18 protein-coding genes are annotated in these 19,078 nt (G+C 63.6%); 8 read left to right on the forward strand and 10 right to left on the reverse strand.

Going from position 1 to position 19,078, the window contains the following annotated elements:
• Positions 1–170 precede the first annotated feature (170 nt).
• From CK498_RS19970 to CK498_RS19980, 3 genes are read left to right on the forward strand one after another with little or no spacing between them, the layout of a single operon-like run.
• Positions 171–1,223, forward strand: coding sequence for an aromatic ring-hydroxylating dioxygenase subunit alpha (locus CK498_RS19970; protein WP_095622627.1), 1,053 nt, complete (start codon positions 171–173; stop codon positions 1,221–1,223).
• Positions 1,220–2,200, forward strand: a complete 981-nt coding sequence (locus CK498_RS19975) for a PDR/VanB family oxidoreductase (RefSeq protein ID WP_095622628.1) — start codon at positions 1,220–1,222, stop codon at positions 2,198–2,200. The genes CK498_RS19970 and CK498_RS19975 overlap by 4 nt, the downstream gene beginning before the upstream one ends.
• Positions 2,201–2,234: 34 nt before the next feature.
• Positions 2,235–3,260 (forward strand): TRAP transporter substrate-binding protein, encoded by a 1,026-nt coding sequence (locus CK498_RS19980; protein ID WP_095622629.1) that lies wholly within the window; start codon positions 2,235–2,237, stop codon positions 3,258–3,260.
• A gap of 93 nt (positions 3,261–3,353) precedes the next feature.
• Here the strand turns inward: CK498_RS19980 and CK498_RS19985 are convergent, their stop codons facing one another.
• The 3 genes from CK498_RS19985 to CK498_RS19995 all read right to left on the reverse strand — a co-directional run bounded on the left by CK498_RS19985 (position 3,354) and on the right by CK498_RS19995 (position 7,636).
• Positions 3,354–4,478 (reverse strand): WD40/YVTN/BNR-like repeat-containing protein, encoded by a 1,125-nt coding sequence (locus CK498_RS19985; RefSeq protein ID WP_095622630.1) that lies wholly within the window; start codon positions 4,476–4,478, stop codon positions 3,354–3,356.
• Positions 4,479–4,558: 80 nt separating this feature from the next.
• Entirely contained in the window at positions 4,559–5,473 is a 915-nt protein-coding gene (locus tag CK498_RS19990) for a hypothetical protein (protein WP_095622631.1), read from the reverse strand.
• A gap of 3 nt (positions 5,474–5,476) precedes the next feature.
• Positions 5,477–7,636 carry a type VI secretion system Vgr family protein gene (locus CK498_RS19995; RefSeq protein WP_095622632.1) on the reverse strand — a complete coding sequence of 720 codons (2,160 nt, stop codon included), beginning with the start codon at positions 7,634–7,636 and terminating at the stop codon, positions 5,477–5,479.
• Between the two features lie 267 nt (positions 7,637–7,903).
• On the opposite strand from CK498_RS19995, the gene CK498_RS20000 reads away from it, so the two are divergent.
• From CK498_RS20000 to CK498_RS20010, 5 genes are all read left to right on the forward strand, one after another.
• Positions 7,904–8,881, forward strand: a complete 978-nt coding sequence (locus tag CK498_RS20000; RefSeq protein WP_095622633.1) for a helix-turn-helix transcriptional regulator — start codon at positions 7,904–7,906, stop codon at positions 8,879–8,881.
• A 108-nt stretch (positions 8,882–8,989) separates the two neighbouring features.
• Positions 8,990–9,664, forward strand: coding sequence for a transporter (locus CK498_RS20005; RefSeq protein WP_267873758.1), 675 nt, complete (start codon positions 8,990–8,992; stop codon positions 9,662–9,664).
• A complete protein-coding gene (locus CK498_RS26720; protein ID WP_267873759.1) occupies positions 9,661–9,864 on the forward strand; it encodes a transporter in 204 nt (67 codons plus the stop codon). Before CK498_RS20005 ends, CK498_RS26720 begins: the two co-directional genes overlap by 4 nt.
• A 25-nt stretch (positions 9,865–9,889) precedes the next feature.
• Positions 9,890–10,030, forward strand: a complete 141-nt coding sequence (locus CK498_RS26230; RefSeq protein ID WP_176475851.1) for a hypothetical protein — start codon at positions 9,890–9,892, stop codon at positions 10,028–10,030.
• Positions 10,027–11,139, forward strand: coding sequence for a class II histone deacetylase (locus CK498_RS20010; protein WP_095622634.1), 1,113 nt, complete (start codon positions 10,027–10,029; stop codon positions 11,137–11,139). The genes CK498_RS26230 and CK498_RS20010 overlap by 4 nt, the downstream gene beginning before the upstream one ends.
• A 12-nt stretch (positions 11,140–11,151) precedes the next feature.
• Here the strand turns inward: CK498_RS20010 and CK498_RS20015 are convergent, their stop codons facing one another.
• From CK498_RS20015 to CK498_RS20045, 7 genes are all read right to left on the reverse strand, one after another.
• Positions 11,152–12,447: an NAD(P)/FAD-dependent oxidoreductase gene (locus tag CK498_RS20015; protein ID WP_095622635.1), complete on the reverse strand. Its 1,296-nt coding sequence runs from the start codon at positions 12,445–12,447 to the stop codon at positions 11,152–11,154.
• A gap of 54 nt (positions 12,448–12,501) precedes the next feature.
• Positions 12,502–12,927: a Rid family hydrolase gene (locus CK498_RS20020; protein ID WP_095622636.1), complete on the reverse strand. Its 426-nt coding sequence runs from the start codon at positions 12,925–12,927 to the stop codon at positions 12,502–12,504.
• Between the two features lie 75 nt (positions 12,928–13,002).
• Positions 13,003–14,142 carry a tyramine oxidase subunit B gene (locus CK498_RS20025; protein WP_095622637.1) on the reverse strand — a complete coding sequence of 380 codons (1,140 nt, stop codon included), beginning with the start codon at positions 14,140–14,142 and terminating at the stop codon, positions 13,003–13,005.
• A 136-nt stretch (positions 14,143–14,278) separates the two neighbouring features.
• The gene (locus CK498_RS20030) at positions 14,279–15,136 is read right to left on the reverse strand and encodes a TauD/TfdA dioxygenase family protein (RefSeq protein ID WP_095622638.1); all 858 of its coding nucleotides are present in this window, start codon (positions 15,134–15,136) and stop codon (positions 14,279–14,281) included.
• A gap of 61 nt (positions 15,137–15,197) precedes the next feature.
• Entirely contained in the window at positions 15,198–17,171 is a 1,974-nt protein-coding gene (locus CK498_RS20035) for a TRAP transporter permease (RefSeq protein WP_095622639.1), read from the reverse strand.
• 47 nt (positions 17,172–17,218) lie between these two features.
• Entirely contained in the window at positions 17,219–17,665 is a 447-nt protein-coding gene (locus CK498_RS20040; protein WP_095622640.1) for an aconitase X swivel domain-containing protein, read from the reverse strand.
• Position 17,666: 1 nt separating this feature from the next.
• The gene (locus CK498_RS20045; protein ID WP_095622641.1) at positions 17,667–18,938 is read right to left on the reverse strand and encodes an aconitase X; all 1,272 of its coding nucleotides are present in this window, start codon (positions 18,936–18,938) and stop codon (positions 17,667–17,669) included.
• Between the last annotated feature and the right edge of the window lie 140 nt (positions 18,939–19,078).

Genomic DNA, 19,078 nt, shown 5'->3' on the forward strand with positions numbered 1-19,078 from the left:
CTGTTTTCCTTAGTGTTATGGCATGTTAATGACGGAAAGCCACTTTGGATCCAACTAAAGCATATATTGACCAAGACAAGCTACATGGCCTGTACTTTGGATCCATAAATAGATAGAACACAAAATGGTTCAACAACACAACAGACTGGTCGTAACGAGGAGAAACCGCGATGTTCCCCAAAAATACCTGGTACGTAGCCTGCACCCCGGATGAAATCGAGGACAAGCCCCTCGGCCGCACCGTCTGCAACGAGACGATCGTGTTCTTTCGCGGCGAAGGAGGCAAGGTCGCCGCCGTGGAAGACTTCTGCCCCCACCGCGGCGCCCCGCTGTCGCTGGGCTTCGTGCGCGATGGACAGCTGGTATGCGGCTACCACGGCCTAGAGATGGGCGGCGACGGCAAGTGCTCCGGCATGCCCGGGCAGCGGGTGCGCGGCTTTCCCTCGCTGCGCGCCTATCCGGTCGAGGAGCGCCACGGCTTCATCTGGGTCTGGCCCGGCGACGCCGAACAGGCCGACCCGGCCGAGATTCCCGAGCTGCACTGGGCCCATGACCCCGAGTGGGCCTACGGCGGCGGGCTCTACCACGTCAACTGCGGTTACCGGCTGATGATCGACAACCTCATGGACCTGACCCACGAGACCTACGTCCATGCCTCCAGCATCGGCCAGCCAGAAATCGAGGAAGCCGCCCCCGACACCCAGGTCAACGGCAGCGAGGTGATCACCAGCCGGCACATGGAGAACATCCCCGCGCCGCCCTTCTGGCAGGCCGCCCTGCGCGGCAACGACCTGGCCGACGACGTGCCGGTGGACCGCTGGCAGATCTGCCGCTTCACGCCCCCCAGCCACGTGATGATCGAGGTCGGCGTGGCCCACGCTGGCAAGGGTGGTTACGACGCCCCGGAAGCCTACAAGGCGGCCAGCATCGTGGTCGACTTCATCACCCCCGAGACCGAGACCTCGATCTGGTACTTCTGGGGCATGGCACGCCACTTCAAGCCGCAGGATAGCGAACTCACCGACAAGATCCGCGAAGGCCAGGGCAAGATCTTCGCCGAGGACCTGGAGATGCTCGAGGCACAGCAGCGCAACCTACTCGCCTACCCCGAGCGCCAGCTGCTCAAGCTCAACATCGACGGCGGCGGCGTGCAGGCACGGCGCATTATCGAGCGGCTGATCGCCGAAGAGCGCGAGGCCACGCCAGCGGAGCAGGCCTCATGAGTGCGCTGCCCCTGTCGATGTTCGTCGAGGTGACCGCCAAGCGCCAGACCGCCGAGGACATCATCGTCGTCGAGCTGGCCGATCCCCACGGCCGGCCGCTGCCGGCCTTCAGCGCCGGCGCCCATATCGACGTGCGAGTCCCGGCGCCGGGCCAGGACGGGTTGATCCGCCAGTACTCGCTGTGCAATCACCCCGAGGAGCGCGACCGCTACCGCCTGGGTATCCTCCGCGAGCCCGACTCGCGGGGCGGCTCGAAGGCCATGCACGACGAGCTCCAGGTCGGTGACCTGCTGGCGATCAGCGCGCCCAAGAACCACTTCCCACTCGAGCCGGCTCGCCGCTCCCTGCTGTTCGCCGGTGGCATCGGCATTACCCCGCTGCTGTGCATGGCCGAGCGCCTGGCGCATACCCAGGCGGCCTTCGAGCTGCACTACTGCACCCGCTCGGCGGCGCGCACCGCTTTTCTCGACGAGATCCGCGCGGCCGACTTCGCCGACCGCGTGCAGCTGCACTTCGACGACGGCGACGCCGAGCAAAAGCTCGACCTCGCCAGCTTGGCGGCGACGCCGGATCCCGACACCCAGGTCTACGTCTGCGGCCCGGCGGGCTTTATCGATCACGTGCTGAGCACCTTTCGCGAGCACGGCTGGCCGGAGGCGCAGCTGCACACCGAGTACTTCAGCGGCGTCGAGACCGCCCGCGACGATGACGGCAGCTTCGAGGTCAAGATCGCCAGCAGCGGCGCCAGCTTCCAGGTACCCGCCGACAAGACCGTGCACCAAGTACTCAGCGAGAACGGCATCGAGATCATGGTCTCCTGCGAACAGGGCGTCTGCGGCACCTGCCTGACACGGGTGCTCGAGGGCGAGCCCGACCACCGCGACCTCTATCTCGATGACCACGAGCACGCCGCCAACGACCAGTTCACCCCCTGCTGCTCCAGAGCCAAGAGCAAGACCCTGGTGCTCGACCTCTGACCCGACACCCATAACCATAATCAGAGAGGTTCCCATGACCCTGACTGCACGCCCCACCCGACTCGCCGCTGGCATGGCGCTGGCCGCTGGCCTGGCCGCCCTGCCGGCCCTGGCAGAAGCCACCACCCTGCGTATCGCCCACGTCTGGCCCGGCGGTTCGATGGTCGACCGTGAGCTGTTCGGCGCCTGGGCCGAGAGCGTCGAGGAGGCCTCAGAGGGCCGCCTCAGCGTCGAGATCTACCCCGGCCAGACCCTCGCCAGCGCCGACAACACCTACCAGGGTGCCGTCAGCGGCATCGCCGATATCGGCGCCACCGCCCAGGGCTACAGCGCCGGCCGCTTCCCGCTGACCCAGGTGATCGAACTGCCCGGCGTATCGCTAAGCAGCCGCCAGGGCTCGTGCATCCTGCAGTCGCTGTATGACGACGGCCACCTGGATGACGAGTACGACGACTCCCACGTGCTGTTCATGTTCACCACCGGCCCCGGCTACCTGCATACCAGCGACCGCCTGATCGAGACGCCGAGCGACCTCGAAGGCCTGCGCATGCGGCGCCCCACTGCCGTGGTCGGCGACATGTTCTCGCGGCTCGGCGCCCAGGCCATCGGCATGCCGGCGCCGGACGTCTTCACCTCGATGCAGCGCGGCGCCATCGACGGGCTCAGCTTCAACTGGGAGGGCATGAAGACCTTCCGCCTCAACGAGCAGGCCCACTACCACACCGAAGTGCCGCTCTACGACCTGGCGCTCACCGCCACCATGAACCGCGACACCTACGAGAGCCTGCCCGACGACCTGCGCCAGGTCATCGACGACCACAGCGGCATCGAGTGGTCGCTGCGCGCCGCCGCCGTCTACGACGAGCTGATTCGCCAGGGCCGCGAAGAGGCGCAAGAGGCCGGCCACGAATTCCTGGTCATCGACGACGCCATGAACGACGACGCCTGGGGGCCGGTACTGCAGGAGACCATCGACCGCTACCTGGCCGATACCGGTGGTGAAGCCGAGACCCTCTACGAAGAGAGCCTGCGCCTGCAGCAGGAGAGCTGTGACGTATGACGCCAAGGCGTCGACGTCCTCCGTTGCCCCGCTACGGCGGGGCTTTTTTGGAGCTTCGCCTAGCAGAGTGAGGCAGGCATCGCGCTCCTCAGTTCAAGGAATATCACGCCGGTAGAGTGAATAACCTGCCACGCGCCAACGCTCGCCGGTTTGCGTGTCGTAGTAACCACCTTGGGCGCTACGCCCCTCATCTTCGATTTTCCAGCGACCGCCCCCATCATAGCTCACCGCAGTAACATCTTTACCGAGCAAGCTGCCTTCGTTCACCCCATCGAACAGCAGCCCTTCATCTGGGGTGATATACAAGGCATAGCCCACCAGGTCGCTATCGAATTCATTCAGCTCAGTGAGTTGATCACCGTCCCAGTACCAGACAGAAGTGGGATGTTCCACCAACTGCTCCTTCGGCACTAGGGTGATGGGGCGCCCTTTCCGAGCCAGGATATAAACCTCGCCTTTCTCTGTCGCGGCAATATCGTTAACGCCGTAATCCCCAACTGCCACCTCAAATACAGGCTCGTCCTCCCCCCAGGGCAGAGAGTAAATGGCGCTCTCGCCACGATGATGGTCAAAGAACGCCATGCGCAGCACATTATCCTGCCCCAGTGCTACCAAGTCGAAGCGCTGTCGTTCGTTTTCCAGGTTACGGGCACCGGCCGGCACGGGAATCTCTTGCCAGTTCTCACCTCCATTTTCGGTCCGCCAGATGTGTGGTCCCCAGCCCACCAGATAGCCCCGCTGAGCATCGATAAACCTCAGCACCGAAATATTCTGATCCTCCGGCCATCGCAAGCGATCCCAAGTTTCCCCCTGATCGCTGGACTTAAACAGCTGGGTAAGTTGTGGATGATATCGCTGCCCCGGAGGTTTTTCAGCCGTGCGGTCCGACCACCCCGTAGCAAGGTAAAGCGTGCTCCAGTCTGGTGAAAGCCACCAATCTGCCTGCTGGGCGGGCTCTTCGAAGCGCCGCTCGACGCCATCTTCAAGATCCCCTGCGAGAATACGCACAGTGCGACGGTTGGCTCTTTCACCGACATCCCCCATCCATGCTTCCGTAGGCTCAGCCCTATCTGGATCACTACGCTCTTCACGTGGTTTGAATGTTATTTCCGGATTGGTCAGCTTCATAGAAAGCACCTGCTCGCCACGAATACGGAAGTCCCCTGGTCCATAGGGTTTGTCTTCCTTCATAAAATCGTTGCTGACGCGCTCCCACATTCCCCCACTCCCTATCACGTAACTTGCTACCAAGATGACAAGTATGGCTAATGCCCAACGCAAACGGCGCATATTCACTCCTAACGTAGATGCTGCATCAAACGCGAAAGCGCCTGCTCCACAGCACTGACGCCCTCATTGACACGTGCATCGACAGTTTCTGCCGCCGCCCGAGCACCGTCAGAGATGGCGTCCCTGGCACCGAGAGCCTTGTCTCGTGCCACCTCAATGCCACTGTCAATAGCCTGGTTCCATGTCTCTCCATCCAGCCACTCTTCGACGTTGGGTTGGGTGCCGATGCGCAACAGGTCACTGATTGGCAGGTCTGCAAGCCCTCCATCCAGGTAGGCCGGCACATGGGTATTGAACGCGAAGGTTTTAAAGGTAGTTTTATCCACTTCCAGCTCATACTGAGGCACTGTCATTTGAACGCTGCGATTGGGGTAACGGCGACACACCACATTAATATCATCGCCTACCATGTTATCCCTCAAACCGTCCTCAATATTACTTTGAAGAAGATAACGTGCATCAGCTAGCCACTCCTTACCCTGCTCGCTTAGCCTAGGCTTTAACCGCTCTCCATAAGTATAGCAATAATAGTAGCCATAACTGATATAGTAGTCCGGTGGCTGATGCTCGCAACCGATATGGCGCATCATAAAATTGGCATGCCGCGACCAGTGCTCGTGAGTGCTATCGGGCGCAGCCAGTAGGTCACGATTCGCCAGGAGACGACGTAGCACTTCTATATCATCGAACGGATTCCACCGTGTGGCCCAGGCTCGGATAGCTTCCCAGGTAGCCACGCCGGTTTTATCGATAAATTCATCGTGAAGCGGCCGATAATAGAACTCGCAGTTTCCCAAAAAGCCTTGGTTTGCGGGCGGCACTTCCTTATCACAAATATGCAGGCGGGCCTCTGCTCTCTGGGTATCACTCGCTGGTGTATAGGTGGCATCCGCCTCACCCAGCACGCGCTCAAGCGATGTCATGTCTCATCCCTCCAGTATGTCGATATGCAGCCGCCCAGGCCTCTGGCTTTGTGCCATCTCGGTTTCGCCAAGTTCGCTGGTTCGCCCTTCTTGGACGATGTTGCCTTGAGCGTCGGTCATTCGATAACGCATATTGGCTGCGGGGATATTGGTACCTGCCCAGGTGACCACGAACGCTTGATCGTAACTGCCCATCTCCAATCCCTCCGCTTCTGCAGGTAACAACGGTTCAAGTACCGCCTGCCCGCTGCCCACCCCGGGACTGCCACCGGAGTTGATCTTGACCTGGGCGCCGACGATGGTGACGCCGCTGGGGTCGAGCTTGATAACGCTGCCGCCGGCCTTGAGGGTGATCTCGGCGCCGGCGTCGATCACGGTCTTGCTGCCGGCCTTGTGGTGCACTTCTTGCCCCGCCTCGATGAGCTGGGCGCGGCCCGTCTTCTCGTGGCGAGTGGCGTCGACGCTCAGGTGGTCGTCGCCGTCGACCTGGGTGTGGCGGCTGCCGTGCACGGTGAGGTGATCGTCGTTGTCGATTTCGCTGATGCGGTCGCGGCGGACCGTGAGATGACTGTCGTTGCCGATCTCTTCAGTGCGGTCGTTGTTGGTGAGCAACTCCAGGTCCTTCTGGGCGTGCAGCCAGATCTGCTCCTGGTCGGCCTGGTCCTCGAAGCGCAGCTCGTTGAAGCCGTCGCCCTGGTGGCTCTGGGTGCGGATCACGGTGCGCGTCTTGTGCTCGGGCAGTGCGTAGGGCGCGGTATTCACCGCGTGGTAGGTGCGCCCGGTGATCAGCGGCTGATCCGGGTCGCCTTCCAAGTAGCTGATTATTACCTCGTGGCCGATCCGCGGGATGGCGATGCTGCCGTAGCCACCACCGGCCCAGTCCTGACTCACTCTCAGCCAGGCGCTCGCCGTTTCATTGGGTTCGGCGTAGCGGTCCCAGGGGAACTGCACCTTGACCCGGCCGTGCTCGTCGCAGTGGATCTCTTCGCCCTCGGGGCCGACCACGAAGGCGACCTGGGGGCCGTCGACTCGGGGCCTGGGGTTGGGCATGGGCCGCCAGGCCTGATCGGCGGGCATCAGGAGCAGGTCGTTGTGGTAGCAGGTCATGCTCTGGCTGTCTCCCTGGAGGATACTGTCCTCCTCCAAGGCCTGGTGCTGCTCGCCGTGATGCACCACGCCGATCACCTGCCAGTCGCGGTTGAGTGCGTCGAGATCGTGGTCGCTGAGGGTGAAGCGTACCCCCGGGGCGAGCTCGGGCAGGTCGCTCTCGGCCTCGGCGGTGCTGGCGTCCTGGCGCAGCGCCTCGAGGCGTATCTGGGTAAAGGGCTCGCCGGAGGCGTCGCTCTTGTAGCGCCCGGGATAGTCGTAGTGCTCGTAGTCCGCTCGTTGGCCATGTGCCTCCAGCCCATCGGCCGCGTGGTCGTGCAGCTGACCATAGCTCGGGTTCTTGAAGGAGTAGTCCTTGAGGGTGGCGCTGGCCGGGGCGAGGCGGGCGACCTGCTTGAGCTTGCGTACATGGCGAGTCGGCGGCGTGCCGCCGGCGCGGCTGTGGTAGCGGCGCTCGCCCAGATGGGGCAGCACCTGGGGCGCGTCGGCGAACACCAGGCGGTGGCCGGCACTCGGCGCATCGCCATCGTCGCCTGCAGCAGCAAACTCGTGGTAATAGAACAGCCCCTCTTCGGCCGCCAGGCGCTGGACGAAGGCGAGATCGGTCTCGCGGTACTGGGTCAGGTACTCGCGCACCTCGGGTTCCCGGGTCGCGGCGAAGGCGATATCGGCGATGCCATGCTCGTCGCACAGGGTATTGAGCGCGGTGAGCGGCGAGACCGCCTGGAAGATGCGCGAGTTGTGGCGCAGCCCGAGGCGCCACAGCGCGGGGCGGATCTCGAGGTGATAGAAGGTGCGGCGGTGGCCGCTATCGCCACGGCCGAACTCGCTGACCACGCCGTTGATGAGGCGCAGCGCCTCGCCATCCTGCCAGATCGTCAGGGTCGCCTCGCGGTCGAGGATCTCGCTGGCAGAGAGGCCGCTGTCGCGGCTGGCAAAGCGTACGCTGAGCGCGAAGGGTGCGGAGAGCCGCTCACGATGGGTGAAGTCGATCACCGCCACGTCCTCGACGCCAGGCAGGCTCAAGGTAAAGTGTAATCCGCTCGCGCTGGCCATTACGCCTCCCTGCGTCTGGAACATGCCGTGGTGATTGATGCATTAGAGGAATGAAATCCTTGGTGCGGCAAGGATACCAATCCCAGCGGCCGGCATCTGTGGGTGTTCACCTACAACGGTGTAGGAAATGGCTTACAAAAGCATTGAGAGCATACCTACGGCATCCCATCGTTCATCTGCACGATGTTCAGGCCCGCCCAAGGGAGTGAAGATGATGTTACGGCCCCGTTTACTGGCCGACTCCAATAACAACAACGGTACCCGACGATGACCAAGCCCGATGCCGTGGCGTCTGACGACCTGCTGGACGCCTTCAGCCAACTGCTCTGGGACATTAACCAACTTGCCCAGCAGCTGCCGCTGCCCGACTTCCACCCCGCCGCCCTGACCCGGCTGCAGAGACTGTTGGCCTTCGACTGCGCTTGGTGGGGGCGCTCGGTACTGATCGATGGGCGGATCGAGGAACACAGCCGCTTCTTCTTCGGCCTCCCCGAGGGGTATCTCGCCGACTGGCGCTCCATCGAGCACCAGGACGTCACCGTGGAGCGCAGCCACCGCGAGCCAGGCCAGGCGGTGATCGTCGATATGCGTGCCACCACCCCAGGGCTGGCTTGGCTAGGGGAACGCCATGACATCAGCGAGCTGCTGTGCGTGATTCACACCAACCCTCGCACCCAACTCAGCGACCATCTCTCGCTCTATCGGCGCCCCGGCACGCCCCGCTTCGGCGAGCGGGAGCGCCAGCTGCTGACCCACCTGATCAGCCACCTCGCGATAGCAGTGGATGCCAGCCAGATCCGGACGCTGGTGGCGCGTCGCGAATGCCTGGAACATCAGCCGCACCTGGCCCTGGCAGTGTGCGACCGCCAGGGCGTGCTGCATAGCGCGGAGCGTGGCTTCAGCGATTTGCTCGGCGATGAGTGGCCCGACTGGCAGGGGCCGAGGCTTCCGGTGCACCTGGACGAAGCCGGTTACCAAGGTGACCGGATCAGTATCCAGTGCCGCCCAGTCCTCGACCTGTGGCTACTCACCGTCTGCCGCCTGGGGCCACTCTCCTGCCTCAGCGCTCGGGAATTGGCAGTCGCGCAGCACTTTGGCAGCGGCCTCACCTACAAGGCAATCGCCCGAGAGCTGGCGATCGCCCCCAGTACCGTGCGCCACCACATACGCAGCATCTACCAGAAACTCGACGTCCACGATAAAGCCAGCGTGGCCACCCTGGTCAACCGCTCGCCGCCTGGCTGATACCTGCCGGGCCTCGCGTCCGCTTCATTCCCACCATGCCGACCATCGCCCGTGCGAACGGGTGGCGGCGTCGTATATCTGCGTCTTAACCAAACCAGAGGCTACACAATGACAACACCTCCCATGCTGCGACGCGTCATCGCCGGCCTGACCACGGCGCTGACGCTGAGCGCCGCTGCTGCCCAGGCCGCCGACCTCAATGCCCGAGACTTCCTGTCTGCCCCGGCAGGCACCTCGATAGGCGTGCTCTATCTGGCCAGCGAGCAGGCCAATCGCTACCGCGGCGGCGCCGACCCCGAGGGCAATGCTCGCCTCGGCGTGAACGCCCTGGCGTATCGTCAGCTCTGGTTCAGCGACATCTGCGGGCGCCTTTGCACACCCCAGTTCGTGCTGCCCCTGGTGGAGGTGGATGCCCGCCTGCCCGGTGCCGCCGAGCGGGAACGCCAGAGTGGTCTGGGAGATCCCCAACTGGGCGGCACGCTGTTCTTCGTCGACCGTCCCGAGGACCGAGCCGCCAGCGGCTTGTTGACGATGCTGACCCTGCCCGTGGGCGAGTACGACGGCCAGCGTCCAGGCACCTCTCCCGGCGCCAACCGCTGGGCGGCTACCTTCGTGTTCAATTATACCCAGGGGGTGGGCGAGAGATGGGTCCTGGAGGCCAACCTCGAAGCCCAATTCTATGGTGACAACGACGACTACCTGGGCATGACCCTCGAGCAGGATCCGCTCTACCGTCTCCAGGCGTTCGCCTCCTATGACCTCACGCACACGCCCTGCGCTTGATCCATGCCGAAGGCGGCGCGCTGCAGTTGGATGGGCAAGCACTGGGCGACACCCGCCAGCGTTATACCCAACTGGGCGTAGAGCTGGGCCACCAACTCACGCCCCGCCATCAAGTGATGCTGGCCCTCTCGCATAACGTCGATACCGACAACGCCTTCCACGGCAGCCAGGCCCTGCTGCGCCTGGCTCGTGTGTGGTGAACCGCACGACAACCGGAGATCTCCCATGACTCTCGAGACATCGGCTACCAAAGGCGCCCCGTCGCGCCGCATGATCGTCGCCTTCGCCGCCCTGGCCCTGATCCTGATTTCCAGTAGCGCCTCGACGACATTGCGGGGCGCCCCCACCCAAGGAGTGACCTCATGACCCGCCGTACCGCCTTCTTCTTCGATGAACACTGCCTATGGCACAGCGCCGGCCAGCACGCCCTGGTCATGCCGGTAGGCGGTTGGGTGCAACCCCCTGCCGCCGGGGGGCTGGCCGAGTCGCCGGAGTCCAAGCGACGCTTCAAGTCGCTGATGGATGTCTCGGGGTTGACCCAGTCCTTGGACCTTCGCTCGGCCCCCATGGCCAGCGAGGAGGACCTGCTGCGTATTCATCCCGCTGAGTACCTGGCACGCTTCAAGACGCTGAGCGCTGCCGGCGGCGGCGAACTGGGCGACCACGCCCCTATCGGGCCGGGCAGCTACGAGATGGCACGGGTTTCCGCGGGACTGGCGATCGAGGCCGTGGCCACGGTGCTGCGCGGCGAGGCGGACAACGCCTATGCACTGTCGCGCCCCCCTGGCCACCACTGCCTGCCGGATCACGCCATGGGCTTCTGCATGCTGGCCAATATTCCCATCGCCATCGAGACTGCCAAAACCCGCTCGGGCCTTACCCGTGTCGCGGTGCTCGACTGGGACGTCCACCATGGCAACGGCACCCAGCACGTCTACTACGAGCGTGATGACGTGCTAACGATCTCGCTGCACCAGGAGGGCTGCTTCCCACCAGGCTACAGCGGGGCCGAGGATCGCGGCAGCAGCACAGGCCTCGGCTACAACCTCAATATTCCGCTGCTGCCCGGCGGCGGCGAGGACGCCTACCAGCATGCCCTGCAACGACTCGTGATACCGGCACTGGAGCGTTTCGCCCCGGAGCTGATCATCGTCGCCTGCGGCTTTGACGCCAATGGCTTCGATCCCCTGGCGCGGATGCTACTGACCAGCGAGTCCTATCGGGAGATGACACGCACGCTGCGCCAGGCCGCTGAGCGACTCTGCGGCGGGCGCCTGGTGATGGTCCACGAGGGCGGCTACTCCGAGGCCTACGTTCCCTTCTGCGGCCATGCGGTGGTGGAGGAGCTCAGCGGCGTGCATACCGATGTGACGGATCCGATGCTCGAGTTCCTGCGCCTGCAACAACCCAATGCCGACCTACAGGCCTTCCAGCGCGAACGCTTGGACGCCCTAGCGGCCAGTTGCAAGCAATAGTGCACCCTGACGTCAGAGAAAGCGCTCGAAACGGTAGGGAGCCGGGTCGATGAGCGGCACCTCGCCGGACAGCAGGTCGGCGGCCAACTGCCCGGCCGCCGGTGAGGTGCCGAAGCCGTGCCCGGAGAAGCCGGAGGCGATGGTCAGCCCCGGCACGCCGGGAACCGCGCCGATGACGGGGTTCGAGTCCGGCGTGATATCGATCATGCCGGCCCAGGCAGCTTCCACCCTGGCCCCCTCGAAGACCGGCCAGGCGGCGGCGAGATTGCGCCGCGCCTCGTCGTTGATCCTGGCGTTGGCCGGCGGGTCCATGGTGCGCACGCGCTCGAAGGGTGAGCGCTTGTCTGCCCCCCAGCGCCTGGGCAGCGACAGGTCATTCACGAAGTGTTTGCCGAGCGAAATCCGCAACAGCTGCCGCTGGCCACGCAGCGCGCCCAGATAACGTGACCCGATCAGCAGGTGATCGAGCGTCAAGGGCGCATCGAGGGCGCCGCGCTGGGTGACGATGAAGCCGCCATCCCTATGCTTGCGGAAGGAGAAGTCGGGCGCCCCCACGGCGATCTCCGTCGGCCCCTCCATCGTCGCGGTGCGCAGCACCGAGCAGATCAGCGGCAGCGTCGGCAGCGAAACGCCAAGATTGCCAAGGAAACGCCGCGACCACATGCCACCGGCCAGCAGTACCTGATCACAGCGAATCTCGCCTCTCTCGGTCACCACGCCGCTTACCTTGCCACCCGTCATCGACAGGGTGCGCACCGCGCAGTGCTCGACGATCACCGCCCCCTTGGCCATGGCGACCCTGGCGATGGCGCTGGAGGCCAGGGTGGGCTCGGCCCGCCCATCGGAGGCGGTATAGATACCACCGGCCCATTCACCCTTGCCGCCGGGCACCCGGCTGTCGATTTGCCGGGGGCTGAGCAGCTGCGAGTCCAGCGACAGGGATTCCACCGATTTGAGCCAGGCCTCGTGCACGGCCAACTGCTCGGCGGTGCGGGCCAGAAACATGATGCCCGACTGGCGATAACCGACATCGCCACCCACGCGCTCGGCCATGCCGGCCCAGAGCCGGTCCGCCGCCAGCGCCATGGGCACGTCCGCTGCGTGGCGGCTGGTCTTACGTATCCAGCCCAGGTTGCGAGAGGACTGCTCGCCGGCGACGCGCCCCTTCTCCAGCACGACCACCGGAATGCCCCGCTCCGACAGTGCCAGGGCCGCGGTGAGACCGATGATCCCGCCGCCGATGATCACCACGCTGGTCGCTGCAGGGAAGTCGCTGGAGGTATGAACAGACGCTATTGTCGGTGCCATGGCAGGAAAGTCCTCTAGAAATCGGGGGCGACGAAACAAGGGCGAGCGAGCCACTTACCCGGCAGAGGTGTCGATCCGCTCCACCTCGGCGCTGCCGGCACCGCGATAGGCGGTCACTTCCAGCTCGACCTTGTAGATCTCGGAGCCCAGCGGCGGGCAGGTCACGGTAATGGCCGGGTCTACCCCGCGCATCGTCTCGCCGAACAGGGTCATGACGGTTTCGGTATCGGCCGGGTTCTGGATGAAGATCCTGGCCGACACGATGTCGGAGAGGCCGCTGCCCACCGTGCCGAGCGCACTTTCGAGGTTGGCAAAGACCTGCCGCAACTGCTCGCTCACGTCGTCGGGAATTTGCTTGGTGTCGGGGTTGCGACCGGCGGTATTGGACACGAGGATCCAGTTGTCGACGGCCACCAGGCGGGAGTAGCTGCCATGTTGCTCGAACTTGGAGCCTGTCTTGACTTTGACGATCTTGGTCATGGTGTGGTCCTGTTGGAAATAAGAGAGGGAGCCGGCGCCGCCTTGCGAGGCGGGCCGGCAAGCGTGCAGTGGCCTTCAGCGCAGCAGCGGCTCGTCCCACAGGTTGAGCTTGACGCCAATCCCTTGCTCGATCGCCTTGCGGTAGACCACGGTGGCCCAGGCCACGTCCTCGACCGGCATGCCGCCCACCGACATCAGGACGATCTCGTCGTCGTTTTGGCGTCCCGGGGTGCTGCCGGCCACGATCGCGCCCAGGTCCTCGAGCTCCCCTGCGGACAAGCTGCCCTCCTCGATCATGTCCATGAACTTCAAGCCGACCAGCGGAATGCAGTGGTGGGCGGGCTTGGGGACTTCTTCGTACCAGGCCTCGTACAGCCCGATATTGTCGAGCACCTTGCGCACGTCCGGCGCTGCCATGCCGGCATCGAAGTTGCACGGCGCCGGCATGGCCAGGAAGGTACCCGGGCTGACCCACTCGCGCTTGACCAACGGATAATCGTCGGGGTTGCCCACCTCTCCCGAGGCGCAGTAGCTCACGATGTCGGCGCCACGCACCACCGCCTCGATGTCGTCGACCACCTCGATGGTGGTGACCTGCGGGTAGTGCTCGCGGACCCAGCCGACGAAGAGTTCGAGGCTCTTAGTGCTGCGCCCCTTGACCTTCACGGTATCGATCTGTGGACAGGCGGCGATGAAGGCGGCCAGCGAGGTGCGCGCCATCACGCCGGGCCCGTAGATGCCCACCACCTTCGAATCCTTGCGCGCCAGATGGCGTGCGCCGACGCCCGGCACCGCGCCGGTGCGGTAGGCCGAGAGCAGGTTGGCCGACATGTAGGCCAAGGGCGCGGCCGTATCGGCATCGCTGAGCGTGAACATCAGAATGGAGCGCGGCAGGCCCTTTTCCCGGTTCTCGATATTGGAGCCGTACCACTTCACACCTGCCGTGCAGAAGTTGCCGCCGAGGTAGGCAGGCATCGCCATCATGCGGCGGTCGGCGGTGGGCTTGGGCATGTTGGGGAAGGGGGAGTCCTCGGGGAACATGATCATGGCCCCGTGGGAATCGTTGTTGGGGCCCGCCATGCGGTAGTCGCCTTGATGGAGCAGCCCGAACATCTCCTCCATGGTGTCCACGCAGGCCGGCATGTCGGTGACGCCCGCACGGACCATGTCCGGTTCGGAGAGGTAGATGAAATCGATACTAGTGTTGCAGGTCATGTCGAAGTCCGATTTGTTGTTGGGTGACCACCAGTCACGATGGCTTGATTTATCCTTGCACAGGAAAAATCACCCGCGTTATCACAAATCGGCAGCATATTGCTGGCGCGCTACAGGACAGGAGCGCTGCAGACGTTCATATATCCAGGGTCGTGGCCCGGCGTAGTTCCCTGGGTTGGCTGAAGTCGAAGCGCCGTCCACGGTGCAGCGTACAGCGGTTATCCCAGATCACCAGATCGTTGGGCCGCCAACGATGGCGATAAACGAACGCCGGCTGCGTGGCATGCTCGAGCAGGTCGATCAGCAGCATGCGCCCTTCCGGTAACGTCCAGCCTTCGATGGCGCAGGCATGAACGGAGATGAAGAGCACCTGGCGGCCGGAGCCCGGATGGGTTCTCACCAACGGCCAGTAAGCCGGCGGAATCGCTTGCTTCTGGGCGTCGGTATAGTCGGTGTCGCCAAGCATGAAGCGTGAATGCAAGGCGTAATGCTGCGCCTGGAGCCCGCCGATTTCCTGCCTGACGGACTCCGGCAAGGCATCGCAAGCGGCCCTCAGGTCGGCAAACTCGGTTTCTCCTCCCTCTGCGGGCACCCGTACGGCCGATAGCAACGAGTAGCGTGCCGACGGCTTCTGGAAGGAGGAGTCGCTATGCCACAGCTGGTTGGCGATATTGCTGACGACCTTGCGATCCGAGCGCTCCGCCAACCGACCACTGCCGTCGGCCACATTGGAGATGTCGGCAAGCTCGGCATGCTCCAGGCGCTCCTGGCTCTGCTTGAGTTTCTTCAATCCCATATCCAAGGGCCCGAAGGACTTGGCCAAGGTCAGTTGCTGGGTTTGCGTCAGCGGCTGGTCCCGGAATACCAGCACCGCATAGCGGTCGATGGCCGCCTCGATGGCGGCGACATGTGCCTGCTCGAGGGGCTGGCGAAGATCGAGCCCGGTGACTTCGCCCACGAAGTGAGGATGCAGCGGCGTTACGTCGAGCCTCATGGTAATGACCTCCAGGCCGGTGGTTTTCCTGCGTACAGGGATAGCGCACAGCGCGACACGCTCATTTGGATGCCCCGTTACCGGCGGTATAAGGCAACGACGCCCCACGGACCTGCGAGAACTGCCGCATCCCGAGTACCAGCGTGACCGCTGCCATGCCGACCAGCGTCGAGACGAATTCGGGAAAGCCGATCAACAACCCACCGATGAACAGAACCGGCCTGGCCCAGTTGCGCACCTGACCGAACCCCATCAGGTGCCCCTCCGAACCGCCTGCGATCAGGATGATGGCCAGCACGTTCAGCGCGAACCAGATGGCCGTCAGGTAGAGTGGGCCCTGGAAGATCAGCGCCGGTTCGAACAGGAAGAAGATGGGAATGAAGTAGAGCACGATGCCCAGCCGGGCCGCATGAAGGCTCGTCTGCAACGGATCCGAATCGCTGATTCGCGATGCCAGGAACGCCGCCAAGGCCACCGGAGGCGTAATCGCCGCCAGGGTCGCGTAGTAGGCGATGAACAGGTGAATGGCCAGGATATTCAGCCCTGCCATCTGCTCCAGTGCCGGCGCCAGGGTCAGCGCCAGCATCAGATAGGCGGCCACGATCATGCCCAGCATGCCGAAGATCAAGCACACGCCGATGCCGATCGCCAGCACCAGAACGATACTGCCCCCGCCCATGCGCACCAGCTCCGAGGCAATCGCCGGCGCCACGCCAGTGGCCATCAGCCCGCCCAGGATGAAGCTGGTGGGTAGCAGCAGCCCCATGGTCTGGCTCAGCAGCTTGCCGATCTGGAACAGGACCTCGGGAATCTTGCTGGGGCGAAGCATCAGCTCCTTCTTGAAGCAGGTCAGCAGGATCAGCAGCCCCGAGGCATAGAAGGGCGTCAGCCGCTCCCAGCGCATCACGACCAGCCCCCATACCAGGAAGACCAGCACCACCAGGAAGGGCCACCCCTCCAGCAGGGTCTGGCGAATACGCGGCAGCTCTACCTCGGGCAAGCCCTTGAGATCGGCCTTGGCCGCATAGCCGTCCACATGGCAATAGAGGCCGAAGAAATAGAGCAGGCTGGGAATGATGGCGGCGATGACGATCACGCCATACTCGGTGTTGGTGAAGTCGGCCATGATGAAGGCCAATGCCCCCATGACCGGCGGCATCAGCATCCCGCCAGTGGACGCGCAGGACTCCAGAGCACCGGCATAGTAACCAGGGAAACCGGCACGCTTCATGCTGGGAATCGTCACCGAGCCGGTACTCACCACGTTGCCGAAGATCGAGCCGCTCAGGCTGCCGAAGAAGCCGCTGGCCAGCACACTGACCTTGGCCGGCCCACCCCGGGCACGCCCCATCAGGGCCATCGCCAGCTTGAGGAAGAAGTCGGCCGCGCCGGTGGAGACCAGCAAGGCAGCCAGGATCAGAAAGCCGATGATGGTCTCGGCCACCACCCGCGTGACGATGCCGAGCATGGCGTCGCCCGAGTAGACGTTGAAGGCGATGGTTCGCGCCAGGCTGGAAGGTGGCCCCCACAGCATGCCTGGCATGAGGTCGGCGAATATCGGATAGAGCCCCAGTGCCACCACGATCGACAGGAAGATCAGGCCTCCCGAGCGCCGGGCAGCCTCGAGAATCATCACGAACAGTGCCGCCGCCACCCATAACTGCCATGGCTCGCTGACCGGTACCCAGGTCTGGTAGACGATCGAGCGCCCTTGGCTGGCCAGGAAAAGCGCCAGCCCGAATACCACCAGGGCCGGAAAGTAGCTGAGCCATGAGACCCGGCCTTCTCGCTTGTGGGCGGGTAGCAACAAGTAAGCCAATGGCAGATACATCGCCATCAACAGGAAGTAGTAGGTGATATCAAGCAGCGGAATGACGCCGAACACATAGACGACGGCCAGCATGACCCCCGCCAGGGACATCGCCAGCACGGTGATGCGCACCGGCAGCGGCATGCTCTGATAGCGTTGGTAAGTACGGTCGACGAATTCATCGGGTATGTTTGCGGGGTCGGGCTGGCGTGCTGCTTGTGTCATTGTCGTTGACTCCGTGTGAGAGGCTTTTTTTCTTTATTATTGAATCGTTACCTACAGGATCTGGCGCCGCCTTTGTGAACCGTGATGGTGCCGGCGTCGGCGTCGATGCTGACCCAATCTCCTGTCTCGATGACCTCGATGGGATCCAGGTCGCAGTCGGTCATCGCCGGCACGCGCGTCACCACCGCACCCAACGCCATCTTGGTGGTCATGCGCGTGAAGATCATCGCCTTTGGGCAGACGCCATTCAGCCGGGCCATATGGAAAAAGGCAGACCAGCCAGAGGAGCCTTTCGCCCCGGGAAAGACCAGGATCTTGCCGGCGAACGACTGGCCGACGAGCTCATGACGTCGCTCGATGATGGTGCCATCACGCTCATTGATACCTCCCCATCCGGAGATGGTCTCCCGGGTCACCAGGGCCTCGCCCTCCGCCTTGCCACCGACGACCCGGCGCCCGTGAATCACCCGTTGCTGCGCCTCCAAAGCAGTCATCTCAAAGCCCTCCCTTCCACTCACCGGTCAGTGCCGCATCGACACACTGGCGCACCGATCCGAACCATCCCTGCACCTTGGCGATGGCCGGCAGATAGTGGGCCTGCTTGGCCGAGTCCGTGGCAATCACCCTGACGCCTTCGGGAAGCCGGCGAGAAATCGCCGGACAGGTATCGCTCATGATGACGCCGCCCGCCGCCTCGATGGTTTCCAGGTACCCGGCGCGCCGGGCGATCTCCTTGATGGCCCGCGGCGTGTGGACCCAGAGCGCCACATCGGGATGGATCTTGCGGCCACGCAGCAGATGCGCCACCAGTTCGACCTGCTCGATGGCATTGTGGGGGCAGCCGAGCATGATGAAGTCCACGCGATGGTCGGTGGCACTCTGCAGTTTCTCCCAAGCCTCGCGCCGCTCGGCCTCGCCGAAGTTCAGTTCATGCTGCGGCCGATGGGAGCCGAAGGCCTCTTCCAAGGTGCGCGCCTCCGGCGTGACGCCGGGGATGTGATACATCTCGACACCGCCTGACGAGGCGGCTGCAGCGCCGAAGTGCTTGAGCTTGATCAGGTTGGGATGGTGCAGGCGGCCGCTCAATACCGGCTTGTGCTCCTGGACGACTTCACCGACGTAGTAGCCCAGCAACCCCCAATCCATCATGTCGTCGACGTCGATGGACACGTTCACACCATGGGTACCGAAGCGGTTCTCCGGCAAGTGATAGCCCCAGTAGGGAATACGACCGGTAAGGGCCGCGGCCCCAGTGCTCTCCTTGCCCTCGACATTGGTCCGCGCGCCAAGCACGGAATTGCAGTAGATGACGGCGGACGACTCCATCCAGGCACAGTGTTCGCCCATGAGCGGTACATTGCCCACCTGATAGGGCGTGCAGGTGGCACACATGTTGATGCCACGCTCGCCCAGGAATGCCTCGGACGCCCGCTGCATCTTCACCAGCGACTCGTCGACGCCCTGCAGGCGCCAATTGTCGTTGTCGATGCCGGTGATCAGTTGGGTCGTCGGCACGGCGACGCGGGGTATCTCGACGACCTCGTCACTGTCGAGATTGAGTTCTGAATAGACGGCATCGAAACCCTTGTCGACGATGGACTGTATCGAAGGGGTCGAGGCATTGAAGGCCCCCGCCACATTGCGCGTCTCGACCAGGCGCTCCGCCCCCACGGCCTGGCCATAACGCAGCAGCAGGTCCATGGCCCGCGCCTTGGCGGGGCCGTTGGCGCCGTCCAGCATGGCTTTCTCATAATCCGTCAACTGCATGATGCGTGCCTCCTCATGCCGGCGTGTCACGACGCCCGGCCTGTATTGTTTTAGGCAGATTAGCCAAGCCTATCTTTTGGAGAAATAGTCGTTTTAAGATAAGAGCTTTCGCTAAACGCGAAAAAATAACCCACCCATGC

It is taken from the genome of Halomonas salipaludis (assembly GCF_002286975.1).
Classification (GTDB): domain Bacteria; phylum Pseudomonadota; class Gammaproteobacteria; order Pseudomonadales; family Halomonadaceae; genus Franzmannia; species Franzmannia salipaludis.

Bases quoted from the DNA above. Each gene is read 5' to 3' on its own strand.
- CK498_RS20010 (WP_095622634.1), top strand. From the start codon at position 10,027: ATGACCCGCCGTACCGCCTTCTTCTTCGATGAACACTGCCTATGGCAC.
- CK498_RS19970 (WP_095622627.1), top strand. From the start codon at position 171: ATGTTCCCCAAAAATACCTGGTACGTAGCCTGCACCCCGGATGAAATC.
- CK498_RS19980 (WP_095622629.1), top strand. From the start codon at position 2,235: ATGACCCTGACTGCACGCCCCACCCGACTCGCCGCTGGCATGGCGCTG.
- CK498_RS19975 (WP_095622628.1), top strand. From the start codon at position 1,220: ATGAGTGCGCTGCCCCTGTCGATGTTCGTCGAGGTGACCGCCAAGCGC.
- CK498_RS20005 (WP_267873758.1), top strand. From the start codon at position 8,990: ATGACAACACCTCCCATGCTGCGACGCGTCATCGCCGGCCTGACCACG.
- CK498_RS20030 (WP_095622638.1), bottom strand. From the start codon at position 15,136: ATGAGGCTCGACGTAACGCCGCTGCATCCTCACTTCGTGGGCGAAGTC.
- CK498_RS19995 (WP_095622632.1), bottom strand. From the start codon at position 7,636: ATGGCCAGCGCGAGCGGATTACACTTTACCTTGAGCCTGCCTGGCGTC.
- CK498_RS26230 (WP_176475851.1), top strand. From the start codon at position 9,890: ATGACTCTCGAGACATCGGCTACCAAAGGCGCCCCGTCGCGCCGCATG.
- CK498_RS19990 (WP_095622631.1), bottom strand. From the start codon at position 5,473: ATGACATCGCTTGAGCGCGTGCTGGGTGAGGCGGATGCCACCTATACA.
- CK498_RS20040 (WP_095622640.1), bottom strand. From the start codon at position 17,665: ATGACTGCTTTGGAGGCGCAGCAACGGGTGATTCACGGGCGCCGGGTC.
- CK498_RS20020 (WP_095622636.1), bottom strand. From the start codon at position 12,927: ATGACCAAGATCGTCAAAGTCAAGACAGGCTCCAAGTTCGAGCAACAT.
- CK498_RS20000 (WP_095622633.1), top strand. From the start codon at position 7,904: ATGACCAAGCCCGATGCCGTGGCGTCTGACGACCTGCTGGACGCCTTC.
- CK498_RS20035 (WP_095622639.1), bottom strand. From the start codon at position 17,171: ATGACACAAGCAGCACGCCAGCCCGACCCCGCAAACATACCCGATGAA.
- CK498_RS20025 (WP_095622637.1), bottom strand. From the start codon at position 14,142: ATGACCTGCAACACTAGTATCGATTTCATCTACCTCTCCGAACCGGAC.
- CK498_RS20045 (WP_095622641.1), bottom strand. From the start codon at position 18,938: ATGCAGTTGACGGATTATGAGAAAGCCATGCTGGACGGCGCCAACGGC.
- CK498_RS20015 (WP_095622635.1), bottom strand. From the start codon at position 12,447: ATGGCACCGACAATAGCGTCTGTTCATACCTCCAGCGACTTCCCTGCA.
- CK498_RS19985 (WP_095622630.1), bottom strand. From the start codon at position 4,478: ATGTGGGAGCGCGTCAGCAACGATTTTATGAAGGAAGACAAACCCTAT.